The 21,096-nt window shown below is 48.6% G+C and carries 13 protein-coding genes; 2 read left to right on the plus strand and 11 right to left on the minus strand.

The genetic code is table 11. The features are described from left to right. Nucleotides 1–30: 30 nt before the first annotated feature. From BMW79_RS26115 to BMW79_RS26165, 11 genes are all read right to left on the minus strand, one after another. A complete protein-coding gene (locus BMW79_RS26115; RefSeq protein WP_245752684.1) occupies nt 31–3,066 on the minus strand; it encodes a SusC/RagA family TonB-linked outer membrane protein in 3,036 nt (1,011 codons plus the stop codon). Nucleotides 3,067–3,151: 85 nt separating this feature from the next. After that, the gene (gene porV, locus BMW79_RS26120; protein ID WP_089900061.1) at nt 3,152–4,357 is read right to left on the minus strand and encodes a type IX secretion system outer membrane channel protein PorV; all 1,206 of its coding nucleotides are present in this window, start codon (nt 4,355–4,357) and stop codon (nt 3,152–3,154) included. A gap of 79 nt (nt 4,358–4,436) precedes the next feature. Beyond that, the gene (locus tag BMW79_RS26125; protein ID WP_089900064.1) at nt 4,437–6,347 is read right to left on the minus strand and encodes a chitobiase/beta-hexosaminidase C-terminal domain-containing protein; all 1,911 of its coding nucleotides are present in this window, start codon (nt 6,345–6,347) and stop codon (nt 4,437–4,439) included. A gap of 1,037 nt (nt 6,348–7,384) precedes the next feature. After that, nucleotides 7,385–8,626, minus strand: a complete 1,242-nt coding sequence (locus BMW79_RS26130) for a glycoside hydrolase family 71/99-like protein (RefSeq protein WP_089900069.1) — start codon at nt 8,624–8,626, stop codon at nt 7,385–7,387. A 23-nt stretch (nt 8,627–8,649) separates the two neighbouring features. Continuing rightward, complete coding sequence (locus BMW79_RS26135; RefSeq protein WP_089900072.1) at nt 8,650–9,816, minus strand: FecR family protein; 1,167 nt, start codon at nt 9,814–9,816, stop codon at nt 8,650–8,652. Between the two features lie 104 nt (nt 9,817–9,920). Further along, nucleotides 9,921–10,478, minus strand: coding sequence for an RNA polymerase sigma factor (locus BMW79_RS26140; RefSeq protein WP_089900075.1), 558 nt, complete (start codon nt 10,476–10,478; stop codon nt 9,921–9,923). A 64-nt stretch (nt 10,479–10,542) separates the two neighbouring features. Continuing rightward, nucleotides 10,543–10,920: a DUF7674 family protein gene (locus BMW79_RS26145; RefSeq protein WP_089900078.1), complete on the minus strand. Its 378-nt coding sequence runs from the start codon at nt 10,918–10,920 to the stop codon at nt 10,543–10,545. Nucleotides 10,921–10,967: 47 nt separating this feature from the next. Next, nucleotides 10,968–11,180 carry a hypothetical protein gene (locus BMW79_RS26150; protein WP_089900080.1) on the minus strand — a complete coding sequence of 71 codons (213 nt, stop codon included), beginning with the start codon at nt 11,178–11,180 and terminating at the stop codon, nt 10,968–10,970. 96 nt (nt 11,181–11,276) lie between these two features. Then, nucleotides 11,277–13,640, minus strand: a complete 2,364-nt coding sequence (locus tag BMW79_RS26155) for an ABC transporter permease (RefSeq protein ID WP_089904273.1) — start codon at nt 13,638–13,640, stop codon at nt 11,277–11,279. A 163-nt stretch (nt 13,641–13,803) separates the two neighbouring features. Next, complete coding sequence (locus tag BMW79_RS26160) at nt 13,804–15,228, minus strand: arabinose isomerase (protein ID WP_089900083.1); 1,425 nt, start codon at nt 15,226–15,228, stop codon at nt 13,804–13,806. Further along, entirely contained in the window at nt 15,225–18,353 is a 3,129-nt protein-coding gene (locus tag BMW79_RS26165) for a glycosyl hydrolase (protein WP_089900085.1), read from the minus strand. Before BMW79_RS26165 ends, BMW79_RS26160 begins: the two co-directional genes overlap by 4 nt. Nucleotides 18,354–18,515: 162 nt before the next feature. Between BMW79_RS26165 and BMW79_RS26170 the strand changes: the two genes are divergently transcribed. Both BMW79_RS26170 and BMW79_RS26175 read left to right on the plus strand, forming a co-directional pair. Further along, entirely contained in the window at nt 18,516–19,400 is an 885-nt protein-coding gene (locus BMW79_RS26170) for an AraC family transcriptional regulator (RefSeq protein WP_089900088.1), read from the plus strand. A 4-nt stretch (nt 19,401–19,404) separates the two neighbouring features. Further along, on the plus strand, nt 19,405–20,916 hold the full coding sequence (locus BMW79_RS26175) for a family 43 glycosylhydrolase (protein ID WP_218150447.1): 1,512 nt from the start codon (nt 19,405–19,407) through the stop codon (nt 20,914–20,916). Nucleotides 20,917–21,096: the final 180 nt, after the last annotated feature.

Raw genomic sequence — 21,096 nt, forward strand, 5'->3', positions numbered from 1 at the left:
TTTTATGCGGTTCATTTAATTATTGGTCGCCTACAGGTCCATTTTTACACCCAGGGTATAGGTTCTGGAGATAGGAAGACCATATCCGTTATCCACTCCGTTAAAGTAAATGAGCTCCGGATCGCCACCGGTATAGGGAGAAATGGTGAACAGGTTGCTGGCAGTACCATAAACGGTGAGGCCGCGCAGTGCTGATCTTTTACTCCACCAGCGGGTCTTTGTAAAATCGTATTGCAGGGATACATTCCGCAGTTTCAGGAAGGAACCATCTTCGAGGAAGAGGTCCTGGTCGGCACGGTAGGCGCCTACTTTACTCCAGGGATTGTAAAGTGGGTAGCGGGTATAATCACCAGCTTTCTGCCAGAAAGTAATTTCTTTCACGGCATCCATAGAGATCTGTCCTTCGTGGTTGGCGAAATCGAGGTGACTGGCCATATCCTGGTTCAGGATCTTCTTTCCCAATGCGGCATAGAGGGTAAAGCTAAAAGTGATATTACGGTAGGAGAAATCACTGCTGAAACCACCGGATACCTGTGGCAGGTAGTGGCCTTTCAGTACTTTATCCTTATCATCGATGGTGTTGTCGCCGTTCTGATCTACCCAGATCGGATCGCCGGCCGACAGTGGCGTACCTTTATAAGTGCGGGCGCCGCCGGTTTTCGGATTTACCGGGATATCCTTTTCCCTGTTATAGATGCCTTTATTTTCCAGTACCCAGAACTGATCGATGGCGTTGCCTACTTTCAGGATACGGGCAGAAGCGCCGGTACCGATCTGCATTTCATTGAGACCGCCGGGTAAGGCCAGTAAAGTATTTTTGTTATAGTTAATATTGACAGATGGTACCCATTGCAGTTTGCTTGTTTTGGGTAAAACATTGGCCTGAACTGTCAGATCTGCCCCACGGTTACGTACTTTCAGACCATTCTGCCAGATAGACGTATAGCCGTATTCGTTACCACCCGGTATATTAAACAGCATGTCTTTATCTGTTTTGTCATATACATCGACGGATACATTGAGGCGACGTTGCAGGAAAGCCATATCCAGTCCCAGATCCAGCTGATCGGAAGACGGCCATTTGATATTGTTGCCGATATACCCGGTAGAATAGGGTCTTGACAGCGCGCCCAGTGCGTTGTAGGAAAACTTGAGCGGGTTATTGCTGAAAGAAACGTCTGACAGGTACTGGGAGCCTTCACCGAAGCGGTCATCTGTCAGCAGGCGGGCAATGCGGCCCCAGCTGGCATGTAACCTCATTTCATTGATCTTGCTCTCGCCGTTCAGCAGTGTACTTTTCATGTTCCATCCGGCAGAGAAAGTCGGAGAAACGGTCCACCAGTTGTCTGGCTGCGCGCTGGAAGATCCGTCTGCGCGTACCAGCACGGAGAAGTCGAGCGCATCACGGTAGCGGTAAGCACCACGGCCGTAGAACGACAACAGGCGATGCCGTTGTTTATCCAGGTTCATGTAGATCAGTGCGCTGTTATATGTTTTAGGTAATAAGTATTCCGCTTTATTCGGATCGGAGTTCACCAGGTTCAGCTTGATCAGGTCATTCGGTCCGTTGTACGCATAACCGTAGTTGTAGCGGTTAAAATCGGCTTCAAATACCTGTCCTGCTTCTACCGTTACATCATGTACCTTACTGTAGTTGTGGTGAAAGCTGAGGGTATTGTTGAAGCTTACGCGCTGGTTATAGCCGAAGTAGTTGGAAACATAGTTGATGGTTTCCATGAGGGTGCTGGGGTAGAATACATCCCGCAGTCCTTCGTTATAATCGGCAGCCAGGCTGGATACGAAGTTCCAGTCTGGTGAAAACTGTGCTTTCAGGCGGAAGAAGCCGTTGATGCTGTTTGTTTTGTTATTATCAAACGACTTGTTGTATTCGTCCAGGTAAGCACCATACGCGCCTTTATTGGGTGGCAGCGGGGAGGTGAGATCCGGGAGATATTGCACATCTGCAAAGCGGTCGCGCAGCGATCTGTTGCGGATGCGTTCCATGCGGGTGGCGTTGATCATAGCCGACATGGTAAGCCAGGAAACGGGAACCATGTTGATTTCGAACATGGCGTTATAGCGGTCCAGGCGGGTAGCATCTCCGGGATTATTCATCTGTTCATTACCTGCAGCGAAACGGAAGTTGGCCCGGTCGGAACCGCTGGAGATGCTGGCATTTACACCACGGATAAATTTATTCGCGTAGTAGCGGTCCGTCCAGTTGGCCGGACCATAATACGCATCATTGGTAGAGTCTCGCAGATACAAAGGATAGGTAAGAATATTATCCAGGCTGGCGTACCTGTTATAGTACGGCTGACGGAACTCATTTTCATACCGGGCGTTGGTGGTATTCACGTGAGGTTTCTGAGCGATACCAAACCAGGTATTAAAGGCAATTTTGCGGCCGCCGATCACCGGTGCCTTGGTGCGGATGGAGATCACACCTCCGTTGGCGGCGCGGGGTCCGAATATGGCTGCGGCGGCGTAATCCTTCAGCACTTCAATCGAAGCGATGTTATTGGGATCGATGGCCGAGAGCAGGTTGGTAGCGGGGCCGAGCCTGTTGTAATCATATTGTTGTACGTCAAATGCGAAGGGATGATCCATAATCAGCGGGATGCCATCCAGTACTACCAGGGGTTGTGCATCATACACATCGCGGTGGGAAGTAAGGGGGATGGCGGTACCCCGGATCATCATGCTCATTTCGGTACCGGGTTCACCGCTGGGCTCCTGGATATATACGCCGGCCACTTCTCCTTTCAGCATCTGCTGGAGGGAAGAATAGGGATAAATAGCGGCCTTACCCATGTCCAGTCCGTTGTTACGGAAGGTAGCAGGTTTAAGGTGATTGGTATCCACCGGGATCATTGTTTTACGGATACTGTCTTTCTTTGCTTTTTCACTCAGCTTCTTTACCGATGTATCCTTTGGAATAAAGTAACCAGCCGGTGCGGAGAACCCGGTGAGTACGGGAATTTTCACGCCTTCAGCTGCTGCTGTTTCTGCTGCAAAACAACCTGCCAGTAAACCTATAACACAGCGTCGCATTACGAAATGCATAAACTAATATTTTGTGTATGAGAAATGATATTACGATGCCATAGCGGCCGGAATCCCTTGCGGAGCCGGTCGCTATCCGGGAGCCTTACCATGTTGCCGAAAGGGAAATCCGTAAAGTATTGGCCAGCGGGTGCAGCGGATCTCCACCTGCGGGAACCAGGTACGAAAAGTCGATGTTTCCGATTTTGTACTTCAGGCCAAATCCTACGGTCAGGTATTTCCGGTTACCTTTTGTCTGATGTTCATTGTAATAACCTGCCCGCAGCGCCAGCAGATCGTTGTACGTATATTCCAGACCGGTAGAATACATCAGTTCATGAAATTCTTCTTTCAGGCCGCCGGGGGCGTCACCGAAAGAGCCGAAGGTGCCGCTGAGGATTCCTTTCTGGCGGTAATCGGGGATACCGTCTTTGTCTCCATCCACGCTATCGGGTGTGGGTACCATGAGTTTATTGATGTCCAGTGTCAGGGTAAGGGCGTTTTTATCATCCAGCTGGTATGTATAGCCGGCGCCGATACCCAGGTTGGCAGGTATGAAGTATTTATCCTGGCTGTCGGTAGAGTAGGAAATTTTGGTACCGATGTTAGACATCACGGCACCAAAGCGCCAGGTACCTTTCTGATCGCCGCCATATTCCTTTACGGAAGTATAGGAGGCGCTCAGATCACCAGCGAAGGCGTTACCGGCTTTATAGGTGCCGGCGCCACCAGCTTTCGGACCGGAGGCCAGTTTGGAGTGGATATAGCGGAAAGCTACGCCCACGGCCCAGTTTTCAGATAACTTACGGGTATAACCTGCATCCAGGGAGAACTCTCCCGGGCGTACCGTACCCTGATCGTTGCCCTGAAAATCTGTGAGCTGAATGCTACCAAGATTAAAATAGCGGAAACCGATGCCGATGGCCTGTTGTTCATCCAGCTTCTTATAAGCCGCCAGATCGGCCAGATATACATCGCTGGCCATTGACCTCAGCCAGGGAGTAAAACTGCCGGAAACACCCCTTTCTGCCTCAGCAAATGAAAGCTGCGAGAGATTGGAGAAGACCGAATTGGCATCCGGTGATAAAGCGATACCGGCTTCACCCAATGCCGCCCTGCGGGCATCGGGGGTAATCCGCAGAAATGGTACGGCGCTGCTGATCGCGTGGGTGCGGCCATCTACGCCGCTGTACGACATCTGGGCGTTGGTTTGTTTTCCTGCGAGCAGCAGGGAAATACTTATCAGGCCTGCCGCCATCCATCTGCCTGCACGTGGCATCCTTTTTTCCTGATTAAAGCGGGGATACATCATTTTCAAATGATTTATAAGTCATGATGCCGTTGCCGTCATCATCTGATGATACATATTTGTTTTACCTGTCAATCGTTGCTTAATGGGAAATCAACAGTTTCCCTTTCGCCACAGAATCTCCTGATTGCACCTTTACGAAGTATACGCCATCGGCCAGTGACCGGGTATTGACGATATAGAAGGTATAGCCGCTGGTGATCACGGTGGTATTCACCACAGCACCCTTGCTGTCGGTGATGGTAACCCGGTATCCTTCACGGGTATTGATCATATCCGTCCAGCTGATCCTGGCCTGATCACTGGCAGGATTAGGTGTAATCGCCAGTTTTCCTTTAGGCAGAGTGGTATTTAGCAGGGAAGTATCCTTTGCTGCACCGGTAACCACATATTTTGCTTCTGATACCACTGAATTCTTCATACCTGGTTTTACGGCAATGGCCTTGATAATGGCACTGTCATTTACCTGGATGAGATTAAAATACAGGGTGGAATTTTCATCCGGTACGCTGCCGTCCAGGGTGTAGTAAATAACCGCGTCTTTGGTATTGGTATATAAACCCACCTGCCTGGAGCCATTGTAAGTACCTGATGGCAGTGTAAACCGTGGTGTATCTACCAGTACATCTTCTTTACCGATCACGTAGGAAGCAATCGTTACTTTGGAATCGGTGAGGTCATCAGCGGAAGCATATGCCTTCAGGGTGGTGGTAGCGGTGATCTTCACCGGACCGGTATATATCGGTGAACTGATATTGAGTGCATTTTCGTTGAGTGCGTAGCGGATAACGGCGCCAGGGGTTGCACTGGTGATGGTAACATCCTGCGGGCCATTATAATTACCTGCCGGCACACTGAATACCGGTTGCTTCGTTCCATCCGGAAGAATGGTATAAGTGGCAGCCATTACCTGTGAAGGCGAGTGGCCTTCTTTCACGGCAAAGGTTTTAATACGCATGGTAGAATCAATGTGTATGGAGTCTGTATACACCAGGGAAGAAGTATTAGGTGTACTGCCATCTATGGTATAATAAATAGTAGCGCCCGGCTCTTTCACACTGATGCCCATTTTAATCGGCTCACTGTAAATACCTGCTGAAGGCACAAATACAGGATTGGGTAATGCCGGAGGCATGATGCTCAACAAAGCGGTAGACACTTCCGACACGTACATATTATCCATCCAGGTACTGGCCTTAACGGTAGTGGTGCTGGTAATTTTGAGGGTATCTTTTAACGGATCAAAGACCGGAGAGTTAATAGTAGGTAAAGTACCATCCAGGGTATAGCGGATCGTACCGCCAACGGTGGTGGTGCTGAGGAACACGTTCACATGATCTTCAAACAAACCACGGTCGGGCGTTATTTTAGGCCTTGCGGCAGCCTGTGGCAACAAGCAATAGAAGTATTCCGCAGGCACCTGCTGCTGGGCGATACCCGGCGCAGTCCATTTAAAATACATGATATTGGCGCCACCACCCTTTTCAATAAATTCAACTTCAATCGGGTACAGTTTGCCCGCTACCAGGTCTACCGTTCCGGAGAAGTCGGCGCAGCAGTTACCGTTGTTGTTCATCACCACGGTTCCTGCGTCTGCTTCCCGTTTGCCAAAGTCTTTGATAACAAATTTAAATCCATCATCTGCGTTGGCATTAAAGGTATAGGTACCGGAAACGGGTACACGAAACAACCCCTTCCATCTTACGGAGAAGTTATCATTGGTGATCCTTGGATCAGGAGAATTATCTCCCCAGTTGAACCAGAAGTTAGGATCCTGCCGGTCGAATACCAGCGTAGTAAAAGGTCCGCCTTTACCATCTGTGGGATCCTGGAAATAGTACCCGATCAGTCCACGGGTGGTATCTGCCAGCGGAGAAATGCTATGGACCGGCAAAGGCTTTCCGCCGGCTGCAGCCGCAGATTTTTCCGTGGCCTGCACCAGGAGGGCGAATACGCAGCAGAGAATAAAAAGAACGTTGTTTAATTGTTTCATATTCAATAATGAATTTTAATCGGAAAAATGCTAAGCACAGGTCGCTGTTCTCCGGATCTTTTATTCTTATTTAATTAGTATTCCTTACTAATTCATTTTGCAAACAAAGGGCATGACATTCCCTGTACCTGTATACAGGTAGAAAAAATAATGGAAAAAGCACCCCCGTTCCGGTGTCCGGATACGGATACCAGTATGGGAAAACACAACGCTGTGCGGCGATGTGCGACTAACGGCTACTTGTTAACTGCTAAAATTTTTCATGACATCAGTTGTTTGCCTGGTAATACAGCAGGGTCTATGGAACAGGGATATTATTCCATTTTACCTGGATTAAATTTTAGTTGATATATCTAGCAATGCCACACTAATAACATGTTGGATATTGGTTGTATCCATCAGATAAATGCCCGTACACGCAGGACAGTCAAGGCAAAGGAATAGCTACCCAAGACGTACCTGGTAAAATTTCAGATAATAAATAAGGTGATTTGTCCAGCAACATTTTGTAAAGTGTCCTACTGTATTAATTTCCCAGGATATCCCGGTTACCTGTTCTGTGGATGCTGCAAGCGGAAACATATTCCCGGTTGATTTCAGCATACGGCCAAAATGGTAAGAGACTGGTGAAATGGAAAGAAAACTGGTTGTACAATCGGACCTGAATAAATGAGAGCAACAAATGCCTGTAACGTGGAATCGTGGAACTTTCTATTGATCTAAGTAATACTACATCATAAATTTTGGAATTGTTCTTTAAGATTTTCAAAGCCTTGGTGCTAAAACGTTTTAACAATACTAAAATACGATGCGTTATTTGAAAATCCAAAGTTTTAGCCAAAAAAATCATAAATAATTTTAGCGGCAACTTTCGGCTGTATTCCTTGCCAGATAAAGGATAAAATAGCATACGCACGTGATAAAATAGTGTAAATTAAAGACGTTCCTTTTTAATAATTATTGCTAAACTAAACTGTGTATTTCTTACACATCTTAATGATAGCATTTACTGTTTCGTATATTCATACCGGTGGTATTTACTTTCTTGCGGGCAACTGGTCGCCATAAGTTCCTTTACCGTGAAACCAACGTGCAGCCTGACCTGTAAGCCACAGGTAGTAATCGCTGCCCAACTCCTTTTCTATACCGGTAAACGAACCATCTGCATTCAAAGGCAAGCGGTCTGTCGTGGCGCATTTAAAAATAGACGTCCCTTCGTTCATCTCATCAAACATGGCCACATACAACATTTCCGCACCCGCATTTTTTGCGCCTGCAATCTGACGCCAGTAAAAGCTGCCTCCTTCTCTCGGAATGGTATTGGCTTTAGGACCATTCATATTTTTCCAGGAGAAACCCGGGAATGCCAATGGCACATAGTCTACACCATTACTTTTGCACCAGGTAATATCTTCTGCCACCAGCTTTTTAAAACCATCATAACTCTTTCCGTTATAACGACCCACAAACCAGGGCATAATGATATCCGATTTTTTAATAAGGCGGTGCAACCCTTCGTCGCTCACCGCATCCTGCCTGAGTTCGCGCCAATAGGTTGGCACACCCAACATTACGCTGAAACCCTTTGCTTTCATCGCATCCAGTAATGTTTCTGCTTCCTTCAGACCATAAGCCCGGCGATCATTAAAGCCAACACCCCAGATCACGATAAGCGGCTTTGCGTTGTGATGCAGATAGGTAGGGCTTTTACTGCCATGCAGCAGATCGTATTGCTGGTTAAGTTCATCCAGATCAGACAGCACCAGCTGTTCTTCTCCTGCACGCATACCGCTGAGATCATACATCACTGCAATGGCCCGATCATATTTCTTTGCCGCTTTCATGGCATGATCCAGTACCGTATTGAAATGCCGCTTTCCACTGGGATTGCGGATCTCTGCCACAAAGCGCTGCATAAAAACACCATCAATACCATAATCTTTCATCCATTTAAAATGCACGGCTACCGTAGAAGCATCATGTGGACTAAACACCGATGCGGGTGATCCGTCTGCAAAAGAGAAAGGAGTGGTATAGGTTTTTTTGTATTCACGTACGTCCGGCCAGAAATCTATCTCGCAGGAACCCGGTTGAAATACCCCTCTTTTTTCGTAGTGATGCCAGCCCCTGCCGGCGCTGTCGCCGGGCGTGTTAAACCAGCCCTGGTAACCTGCCATCACCAACCCTTTATAGGTGGGATACCTCGGAGAATGTTGCGCCTGTGCCCATAAGCTACCAATCAGGCAGCTTATAAAAAAAACGTGGAATCTTATGCTCATTACTTTATACTGTTTCTATGCCTTTACTTTTTTATCACGGTTACCTGTCCGTCCTTCATCACAAATTTCACATCTCCCGCCAACTCCAGCATCCGGAGTACTTCCGACAGATTTGCTGACCGGCTGATGTTACCACTCAGGTAAGTATCATGCTGCCCTTCAAACTTCACCTCTACTTCATACCAGCGGGCTATCTGCCGCATAATTTCATAAATACTGTTATGGTTAAACGAAAACTCGCCATTCTTCCAGGCGATGACTTCGTCGGTATCTACGGTCTGTACTTTCAGCTCCTGCCCTGCTGCTACCTGCTGTCCGGGTTTCAGTATAACGGCTTCTTCTTTGCGCTGCACCTTTACCGCTCCCTCCACCAGTGTGGTTTTCAACTGCGCTTCGTCCGGATAGGCCATCACGTTAAACGCGGTGCCCAGGTCGTCCATCACCACGGCACCTGCAGTAACCCGGAAAGGCATCCTGGCGTCCGCAGCTACTTCAAAGTAAGCTTCACCGGTGAGTGTTACTTCCCTCCTGGTACCGTTGAAGGCCACCGGATACCTGACAGAAGAGCCCGCATTTAACCACACCCGGCTGCCATCTGGCAGTACAACCCGGAACTGTCCGCCACGGGGTGTTGTTAATATATGATACGCAACCGTTGTTGCAGTATTCTTACCTGTTGTTTCGTATACCAGCGTATTACTGTCTTTCTTCACTACACTACTACTCCCTTCCTGCGCGGTCCATCCATTCTGATGGGCATTCACCACTATTGTATCTCCGTTGCCCAGTGTCAGCACTGCCCTGTTACCACCGGGAGATGCATCCTGCATGGCTACCGGCATGGTGGTATTTTCTTTGGCCGTTTTCCGGGAGATAAAAAGCAGGTAGCTACCTGCCGCTGCCAGTAATATTACCACGGCCGCTGCCATGGGACGCCACCATCTTATTTGCGGAAGTGGCTCCTGTACGTCCTCTACACTTGTTACACTGGCATACATCTGCTCCCAGTTCACCGGGTAAGTGGTTTCTTCCTTCCGGATACGTTCCCACAATGCCATCATCGCTGGGGTAAGTATTTCCTCCGCAGCAGGGTCCTGCATCAACAGCACCAGCTCTGTCACTTCACCGGGGGTACATTCCCGGCGCACATAACGATCGAATAATACTTCCAGTCTTTCTGTAGATGACATGCTCTTATAGTATGTAAGTGTCCCGCAGACAGTAGACGCCTCCGCTAAAAAAAAGGACTAATGAAAAGACAAATATTTTTAAACTTTTTTTTGAGCGCCATAGATCAGGCATACAGGACAAACAGCAGCAGCATTTCCACCCGGTGATCGGTCAGAAAAGTGCGGATAAATTGCAGGGCGGCAATGAGGTGATTTTTGGCGGTATTACGGGAAATACCCATTTCAGCCGCAATTTCATCGAGGGTTAATCCTTTGTCGCGGCTCAACTGGTACACTTCTTTCCGCTTGGGACTCAATTGTCCTACTGCCTGTAACAATAATTTATCGTATTCCTGTTTAGCGAGCCGGTCTTCCGCAGGATTCCGGTCTGTTTTCATCTGTGCCTGCAAATGCTGCAAAATTTTCACATCTGCTGCGGCATTCCGCAAAAAGGAGATAGTGCGGTTGCGGGCCATGGTAAAGAGGTAATACTCCAGGTTCTCCGCTTTCGCCAGCAGGTCGCGCGACATCCATATCTTGATAAAGAGTTCCTGCGTTATTTCTTCCGCATAGTACTCCGAATGCGTGAGTGATAAAATATATCCGTATAAACGGTTCTTATATTTATCAAACAACCCGTTAAAAATATCCAGGTCAATATGTTGTACACCAACAGCCGACATATAAATTCAATATGGGCTAAAGGTAATATTTTTTCCACACCCCCCGTTACAGGGAGAAAATCGGCTACGTCTTTGCGAGGAATGTATTATCCAATATTTTAAATGCGGAGGGCTCCATCATTCTTTCCAGCAGGCTGCTGATTTGAAGATAAACATCTTTATCCACCCATAAATGTAAGGCAGAACGGGTTTCTTCATAATTGCCCAGGTGTTCATAAAAACTAACACCGGCAGCATTCCATAATTTTTTGTCGCGCTGACGCAAACACCAGGCGGCAAACGCATAATATTGGGTTAAACGCGCATGATCGGTTTGCTGATGGGCTTTAACAACAGCATCCAGCAAAAGCCCCATCATTTCATGTACTGAAAAATCCGGGGCTTCTATATCTCTTTTATGGAATGGCATACATTCCAGTGCTTTTCTTCTCCAGGTACTCAAAAGGGTATTATTTACCCCTAATATAGTCATTCCCGTTATAGCCTACATCAGTCTCTCTTCTTTGCACCTACCAATAATACAACCCCAACAATCGCCACAATACCACCGGCATAAGTAGGCCAGCCTATCCATTTGTTTTCTTTCTTGTTAATTTCAACCGGACCAATATCCACTACTTTCTTTTCTGTAGGAACAGAGAATCCGCGAATGATGATCATTGCGATACCCACAATAACGAGGATGGTGCCAAGTACTTTCATAGTGTTTGAATTTATGATGGTATGGCAATCTGCATGCCATCGCACAGACGGCACTTTTAGCGGGCTTATGGGGAATTAGCACCCCAATGAGTAGGATTATTCTGTTTTCAGGCTTTTAATGGGATTCATCAGTGCAGCCTGGATGCTCTGGAAGCTCACCGTCAGTAAAGCAATCAATACGGTGATGCCGCCGGCTATTCCAAAGACCCACCACTCCAGCGATGTTTTATAGGCAAAATGTTGCAACCACTGCCCCATCGCGTACCACGACAACGGGAAAGCAAGCAACATCCCCAGTAATACCGGTTTCAGAAAACTGGTGGAGAGCAGGATAAAGATGTTGGTTTCAGATGCCCCCAGCACCTTTCTAACGCCTATTTCCCGGGTCCGTTGCGCAGCAGTGAACATAGCAAGACCAAATAAACCAAGACAGGAAATAAACACAGCCAGACACGCAAAATAGTTGCAGAGCGTACCTACCATTTGTTCACTTTTATAAAGCCGGGTGTATTCTTCATCGGAAAACTGGTAGGTAAAAGGAAAGTCGGGGTTCAGGTCTTTACAGATGCCTGCCAGTCCGGCCAATACCGGCTTCGTTTTCCCGGCAGCAGTACGCACCAGGATGTTACCCCATTTAGGTTTTTCATCCAACCGGATCACCAGCGGTTCAATCGCATCGTGCATAGAGTTGAAATGAAAATCCTTGAGAACACCGATGATGGTACCGGATACCTTTCCAAGTTGGAATGGTTGTCCTACTGCATGTACATACCCTATCTTTTTCACTGCGGTTTCATTCAGGATAAAGCTCGCAGAATCATTCCCGAACTCACGGGAGAAATCGCGGCCCTCCAGCAAGGTGAGACGCGTGGTTTTCACAAAATCATATCCCACCGCCGCATCTGCAAAAGATGCCGGCTGATTGGGATCTTTTCCCGACCAGCTCAGGTCGCCCTTATGATGTTCAATAACAGTAGGAGATTCTTTCATTTTTGATATCGCCAGCACACCGGGCAGATTACCCGCCGCTTCTTTAAAAACGGAGTACCGGGAAATAAGGTCCCCTTCGATGGGAATATAGATCAGGTTCTGACGATCGTAGCCCAGGTTCTTTGTCTGCACATAATCCATCTGCCGGTAAATTACAAACATCCCTATCATCAATAAAATAGACAGCGTAAACTGGAACACGACTAATCCCTTACGGAAATAAGTGGCGCCGGCGCTGAATTTCAAGCTACCTTTGAGTACACGCACAGGGTTTAAAGAAGAAAGGAACAATGCCGGATAACTACCGGCAACGAAGCCGGTAAATGTGGTAAGTGCCAGCAAGGTACCCCAGAATGCAGGCTGTGTAACAGGCAGAAACAGTTGTTTTCCACTCAGCTGATTAAAGGCAGGCAGCAGCACCACCACCAGCAACAAAGACAATAACAGGGCTAAAAAAGCCAGCAACAGCGCCTCGCCGATAAACTGGATGATCAGTGAACCACGCATGGCGCCCACTACTTTCCTTACACCCACTTCCTTTGCTCTTTTTACAGAGCGGGCAGTGGCCAGGTTCATAAAGTTGATACAGGCGATCAGCAGGATGAATACGGCCAGTATGGTAAACAACCGTACATATTCAATACGGCCGCTATCAGGAATGCCATTGCTAAAAGTAGCGTGGAGGTATTTCTCCGCGTAGGGCTGCAAGTCCAGCTCCGTATAGGAGCCTGCGCTTTTTTCCTGGTAATGATATACAAAGTCTTTTATTTTAGCAGCTACTTTATAGCGGTCGGCATTATCACGGAGCCGGATATACGTAGCAGGACTAAAACTGCCCCAACTTTTAGCCCATGCATTCCCCCTGGTGAAGTCGTCCCAGTTACGGATAAAATCGAATTGCTGCGAGGAAGTGGCGGGCACTTCATACACGGCGCTTACGGCGAGATTGGTGGTATCTTCATAACGGATGGTTTTTCCCATCGCCGCTTCCGGACTACCAAAAAACAATTCTGCCATATGCCTGGAAATAGCAATAGTACCGGGTTTATCGATCGCCGATGCAGCAGTTCCCTGTAATACCTGATAGCTGAACATCCGGAAAAAATCGGGGCTGGCATAGCCACCACTCATTTTCAAGGCCTTATCATTTACCTGGAACGCTACCGGTGGATAATATTGTAATCCGCTGGCATAAAGCACTTCCGGGATTTCTTTCTTCAGTTCTGCCGCCAGTGGCCCCTGGGTAAGATACCCACCATCTACTTTGCCGTCGTACGATTGCCGCAGGTAAACCTGGTATAACTGGTCGCCCTTTTCATGAAAACGATCCATGCTCCGCTCATCCTGTACCCACAGGATCATCAGGAGGCTGCAGGCCAATCCTAATGCAAGGCCCAGGATATTAATGGCAGAAAATGCTTTATTGTGAACAAGATTGCGCCAGGCAATCCGACAGTAGTTTCTTATCATGGTGATGGTATCAGCTACTATGGCTGTTGAAAAAACATGCCACTTCCTTCTGGCTATGCGGATCAATTATTTAAAAAGCGAATTTAAATTAATATGTCCGTTTTTGATACAAACATTGACCGCTTACAACCGGTAGCAGCACTGACGTTCATCCATAACAACACTAGCAGACCTGGATAGCTTCGATCCCCAGCAATTCTGCCAGCTTCCGGATTTTACCGGAGATATGCCCTTTCCCTACCGCGCAATGATGCGCCGGCCCCTGTGCGTTCCAGTTTTCCACAAATTTCCGGGCGCCGCAGGGAAAGCGGTACCTGCTGTTGGTATTCCCGATTTCAAGAATAGGCCCTTCTTCTGAAACGCCTTCCGCCAGCAGGAACAGGAGTTTGCCATCGGCGGTTTCCACCAGTGATAACAGGGTAACCGGGCCATGCGCAACCGACATCTCCACCGATAATCCTTTTCCTACTTTTCCATGATATACCTGCAGCGGTTTCAGTTTTATTTTTCCGGCGGCAATCACCGGGTGACAAGGTCCGTCGTGGCCCATCAGCACAATATCGTCGCGGTAATCCATGGCGTAGTACTCCGTAAACGAACCGCCTGCACCAAAGCTGTCCATGATCTTCATGGCCTGTGCATTCTTTACTTCATACTCTCCCGCTACCGGAATGCCTTGTGCTGTCAGCAGGGAGTTGCCCATGATCACGGAACTCATGGTATCTTCATTTACGGCGTTACCACTTCCTTTGTGATAATAGGCCAGTGACCCCAGTTTGTGTTTTTCCACCAGCAGATCCAGCGCTACCGCTGTTTTTGCGGCACGGTGCAATTCTTCGGGTGCACAATCGGGTTGCACGTCAAACACCTGGTACACTTCCTCCAGTTTGGCGGCAATGGCTGCTTCGCTCACGGTGCTGCGGATACCCGACAGTTCATCTACCTCTATAATTTCCATATGTCCGCCAAGAACCGCAGCATGTAAGGTGAGGTTGGAATAGATATCCAGCATACCACCATAATAATTACCCATTAAACCCAGGCGGTTGTGATACAGCGTATGCGCCACTTTCGCGGCGGCGATCCATTCTTCCACCGCTGTCCATACCTGCGGATCGTTTTGCAGCATACCCGTTACCTGGTAAAAAGGAATCTGTGAGCGACGGAACACACTCGCGATTTCCGGCACCGGACAGGCCGCGCAAAAAGCCAGCCATTCGCCCGTCATGGTAGTGCGGTCCGGTAAACGGTTAAATGTGGCATAGTCGATCGCCGCTTCGGGAGAAAGGTTTAATACAATCACCGGTACTTTGGCTCTTTTCACCACCGGCAATACCGTAGAAGACAATGCGTAAGTAGTCACGTATAAAAAAATCAGGTCTACTTCTTCCCTGCGGAAACGGCTGCCGGCTTCAAATGCCTTCTCCGGCGTGTCTATTAATCCGAGGTTTACAATATCAGCGCCATATTGCTGTAACTGCGTATGTACGATACCGATGTATCCCGACAGGCGCTCCTGCAGACCTGTAAATTGCTCCCAGTAGGCTTCCAGGCCGATGCCAAAAAGACCTATTTTCAATGTACTCATGGTTCGATAGTTTGAATAGTGACCGGTCCCAGTAACCCGGATGGTAACAGGGGTGAGTCTTTCGTGTAAAATTTCCAGGTGGCGAAAGTATAGCGGGCACTCTGACGCGGTTGCCCTTTCTGCAACCATGCAGGCCATTGCCCGTCTTTAATACCGTCGTCGGGCAACTGTTCATCGCCGATCAGGCGATTGGGCCACAGATTGGCCACGGTTATTTCGAGTTGATTATCTTTCTCCCGTAAAGCATTGCTGATATCTATCTGCCAGGGCGCTGCCCATAACACGCCCAGGTCTTTCCCGTTCAGGATCACCCTGGCCAGATTGTTCACTGCTCCCAATTGTAGCAGATATGACTGTTTTCGGGCGCCTGCCGGCAGGTCAAATGTTTTATGATAAGTGGCCACACCTGAATAATAGCGGATGCCTGCTTCGGGCCGTTGGGTCCAGTCCTGCAAAGAATCGAAAATGCAATTTGCCGGGCCGCCCCACTTCGGATCGAAGGCTACCTGCCACGGACCGTTTAAAGAAAACCAGGTTGTTTTTTCCGGGAAGTTTTTGGAAGATACCGGCATTTTTACACTGCCGGCAGGGGTACTCGTTTTTTTATTTCCGGTAGATGAAGACGCTGTGGCCACTTCTTTTGCATCTTCAAACACCTTTGCCATTGACTCACTCACGCCCATTATCCCCTCTTTTGCAAACACAATAAAATAACTTTCATATGCCTCCAACTGTAAAGGAACACTGGTCAGGCTTCCGCTGGTATGATATTCCGGAAGCATCCGCATGGCGCCCGTCATCGGATCCCACAATTGCGGCGCGCCCGCCTGACCGCGGAACACAGCGTTACTATTCACCTTTGCTCCGCTGCGGTTGGATACAAAGTAAATATCCATATTGCCGGTACGCCGGTGGGTATAGCGAATATTTTCATCGGCGGTAAGATCCTGCGGAATACCCATGGAAGCGAGTATGGCGGCAGTGCTGTCGTAATGCGGATAAAGCTGCCCCGCAGCAGCGTAGCTGTAAATCACTTTTCCTTTGCCTGTAGACCCGCCTGCCCACAGGGTTTTAGCCAGGGCTTGCACTTTTGTATCACAGGCCGGATAGCCAGATAATCCCGGCGACTGCTGCGGCGGGATACCCGTTACGATAGCGCCGGCGAATACCAGGGAACGGATTTTTTCCAGCAAAGCCGGTGTCATGGTGGTAACCGCCGGTAGCACGAGAATGCGGTAGCTGGCACCTCCGGGAAATACGATGCGACCGTTTTGTACGGTAGCTTTATACAATTGTCCAGGTGCGCAACCATCAAAGTTGTAGCCCCTGCGATCGGGTAGCACCGCATCACCGGACAATGCCGAAGCAGGTGGCAGGAAAACATGTGGCGCTCCTTCCGGTGTTAAATAGAGTATATCCGACACCGTAGTACCTTGTTGCAGGATATACTGGCAGCGTGACAAATAACGATGATAATCGCCCACCATCGGCCACCAGGTCTGGTTACGGTCCCAGTGAACCCCATAGGGCCCCATGGTCATGCCCGGCCGCAGCGAATCCGGCAGCAACTGGCTCTGGAAGGTGTGAAAAACAAAGCGGTTAATCCCGGCCGCAAAGGCCCAGTCGCCCTGGTTCTTCATAGCCCCCGGATATTGCTTCCAGCCTTCATTATTCTCGGCGGTAAAAGCTTCCGAAGGCACCATCGCCTGACCATTCACATGCGCTACAGAAACTGCTTCTATACAACTGAATGAGGAGTTGTAACCGAAGCCTTTGCTCCAGAATTCACACATAGGTATATCGGCGATGGCGCCCAGTTCCAGGTCGGCTGTGGGGTTCATATCATATGGCTCTATCGATAAACTGAGCCCGTTCCGGTGCGCATATTTTTTAACCTGGCCGGCATGATTTTCCAGCACCAGTTCCTGTGCGGTCTGACGCAGGTCCCATAAGAAGCGTTCACTGATTTCCGGGCTTTCCACTATGCTGCCGGTGTATACAGGATAAAAGGGCAACGGATCATAGCCTCTTCTTTTCCGGAAAGCTTCCCGGAAATGTTTCGTCCAGTTTTGTGCGCCCATTTCCCAGCTATCCATATGCAATCGTTTCAAACCTCCGGGCAGTGCGGGATCCCGCTTGCCCAGTTTGCGCAGCAACGTACCAATGTAATGATCGAGGTGTGCATTGATGGCAGTCGTATCCAGTTTATCTGCTTCGAAACCCAGGCCTGGAAAGGGTGCAGGGCGGGTGACAGCGCCATTGTTACGCACGCCAAAACGCATAATGGTCCAGTTACCCGGTGGCACGGTCCAGTTCAGCGTTCCATCCGGCCGGAGTTGTTTTGTAAGATCGATGAGTTGCTTTTTTGCAATCAATGCAGATGGAGGTAAGGATTCATACGTGGAAGGCGCCGTCAGGTAAGGTTTTACGCCGGCCACAGAAGTGTAGGGCGCGCGATAGTACAATGCTTTCTCATCAATATCCGGAATTGGTGTGGCAGAAGCGGGAGTAGGAAAAGCCAGTACAGCCACATCTTCATAAAAATCTGTCCATTGCTTTTTAAGATCAGGGGTAAAACCGCCTTCTCCGAAAAAGGGATTCCGGGGAGATGGCAATGGCAGTAGTAGCGGCTTTTTATCGTTGCCCGTCACGTTTACACGAGAGGCTACGAGGTGCTGCATGGATTGGGCAGCAGTTACCCAGGGACCGCCACTACCGGACCATCCCGGGCCTATGCCCAGCGTAATTTCTATGCCAAGCCTTTCACTTTCCCGCACGGTATGGGTGAAAATATCCTGCCATGCTTCACTCAGAAAATCCACCTGCCCACGGGGAATACCAACATTTACTTCCAGGAAAGTAACGTTGGTAATACCGGCTGTTTTCATGGCTTCCAGATCGGCGGTAATACCGGCTTTGGAAAGATTCCCATCCATAAAATACCAATACACCCCAGGTCCGGCGCTGGCCGGCGGGTGAAGAAAACCGGTTCGCAATGCCGTTGTTTGCGCCGTAACCGGCCTTACAAAACACAGGAGTCCTGATATGCACGCCAAAAGGTAACGGCAAAGGAGATATCTCCCGAAAACAGAAAAAGGGTAATAACGTGGGCCTGTAGCTATCATCAGCGGAATTATTCTGGTTGTCGTAAAACTAATTCTGCACGGATGAATTATTTGATATTTCACCTGTACATTCTGACACAATACCGGCTGGCTGCTGAAATTCTTATTACTTTCCCAATCCTTTCCGGCTTTTTATATTTTTATGTGAAATGACGACGCGTTATGATTAACTATTACAAATATCTGCCGGTAAGCAGGGAAGATGAAAGCTGGGGATTATGGGTGCTGAATGCCGGTTGTACACATGTAGCAGCAACAGGCACCTATCCTGTAAAACATCATCCGGCGCATTATCACTTCAACTGGAAAGCAGGAAGGGTACTGAATGAATACCAGGTGATCTATATCACCAGCGGGAAAGGCATTTTTGAATCGGACCGTTGCCGTCAACAGGAGATCAAAGCAGGCACAGTGATCCTGCTGTTTCCCGGAGAAAGGCACCGCTACCGGCCATTGCCTGAAACCGGCTGGGATGAATACTGGGTAGGCATGAAAGGTCCTATCCTGGACAACCTGCTACAGGAGAATTTTTTCACACCGGAAAAGCCCTGTCTGACGATCGGTTTCCAGGAAAGTATTGTTCAGTTATTTCATCTCATTATAGAAAAAACAAAACAGGAAAATCCGGGCTACCAGCCATTGATTGCCGGCGCTACATTACAGCTGATGGGAAACATCCATTACCTCGTAAAACAACAAACCAGCGGCAACAAGGATAAGGAAGCACTGATGAACCAGGCACGCTTGCTGTTCCGCTCCAATATTTCGGCGCATTACTCGCCGGAGCAGGCTGCGGAAGACTTACAGGTAGGCTACTCCTGGTTCAGAAAAGAATTTAAAAAATATACAGGGCTATCACCCTTTCAGTATTACATACAACTAAAAATAGAGAAGGCCAGGGAGCTGTTGAATGATCCCTCCGTATCTGTCAAAGAAATTGCCTATGATCTCAGATTTGATTCATCGTTTTACTTTTCGCGGCTGTTTAAAGAAAAAACCGGCTTCACGCCCACAGAGTACCGCAAAAGAACACAAGGGGAAATTTAGTGTATTGCTGGCATTATTATGCAGCTATCACGTACACGCACAAACGAATTCGGCCCTGGTGAACTTTAATGCACAACACGAACAAACCGTTCGTTTCAGCACTGCCGGCGCCGCCGTAGATGCACACGACGGAGAAATTGCCTTTTTCAACGGTACCTATTACCTGTATGGCACCAGCTATGGCTGCGGATTTGAATGGGGTAAAAAAACGGCGCCCTTCTGTGGTTTCAAAGTATATACCTCCACAGACCTCGCACAATGGACCGACAAAGGATTCCTGTTTGACGCCAATACACCTGTATGGCAAACCCGCTGCAATGGCAGTACCTACGGTTGTTTCCGGCCACACGTGATCTACAATAAAAAAACAAAACAATATGTTTTATGGATCAATGTATATGACAACCGCACCGGCTTCCGCGTGTTTACCAGTAAAAAACCTACCGGGCCTTTTACGGAAGTGGCAGAACCGAAGCTGGCGGTAAACAGCGATGGCGCTATCGCCGGACTGAACAACGGTGACCATGATACCTTTGTAGATGAAGATGGTACGGCTTATCTCGCGTATACCGACTGGCAAACCAAAGGCACCATTGTGATTGAAAAACTCAGCGCTGATTACCTGACCGGTACCGGTGAACACATCAAATCAGTAACCAGTGGAAATACCGAAGCCCCTGCCCTGTTCAGGCGTGGCAGCAGCTATTACCTGTTGTACTCCGATCCCAACTGCGGCTATTGCTCCGGCACCGGTACCTCTTACAAACGTGCGTCGTCGCCATTAGGCCCCTGGTCTGATGGCACAAAGATCAGTGACAATTCCTGCGGTGGTCAGCCTTCTTTTGTATCGTTTCTGAAATTAAACGGCGACAGTGTATTCCTGTATGGCAGTGATCTCTGGAATAATGCCGCCAAAAATGAAGCATTGGCCAACTATTTCTGGGCGCCGCTTTCCTTCGATGCACAGGGGAATATCCTTCCGATAGGTTGCCACGACAGCATCCCGCTCTCCCTGAAAGCAGCTCCATTACCAGCTGCTGCAAAAGAGCTGGATAACAGCAGCGGGCAACAAGGCTTCCGGCTACAGTGCGATATCCATCAATGTATACAACGCGCTCAATCCTTTACAGCCAAACGTTCCGGCACACTGCACACCGTGAGCCTGACCGTATTCAAAAGCGGATACCCCGACGATGACCTGCATATCAGTATACATCCGGCAGATGCCAACGGGTTGCCGGTAACAGGCAAGGTACTTTACCAGAAGGCCATTTCCCGCGACACCATCAGCTGGGCAGCGACGCCGGTGATCCTCCATCCGAATATACCAGTAACGGCTACACGTGATTATGTAATCGTGGTAAGATCGGCCACCAATAGTGGCCGCTACGGTATTACATTTAGTGATGAAAGTACAAAAACCGTTGGCAGGGCTGCATATAGCAGCGATTGCGGGCAGGTGTTCCGTGTAGAAGAAAACCGGGTATTAAAGTTTAGTACCTATATCGGGAAATAATTAAAAAGTCAGCATGGGTAGTACTACATACTCCCCATGCTGACTCACCAAACACGGCGCTGGTATTGCGAAACGGGTCAGCAATAGTCTTGCGCACGTACCGTTGATGTAAATGCGATAAGAAACACACAGATATTTGTTAGCCAGGCAAAAAACCTAAAGAAACAAAAAGCCATCTGC

It is taken from the genome of Chitinophaga arvensicola (genome assembly GCF_900110835.1).
Lineage (GTDB): Bacteria > Bacteroidota > Bacteroidia > Chitinophagales > Chitinophagaceae > Chitinophaga > Chitinophaga arvensicola.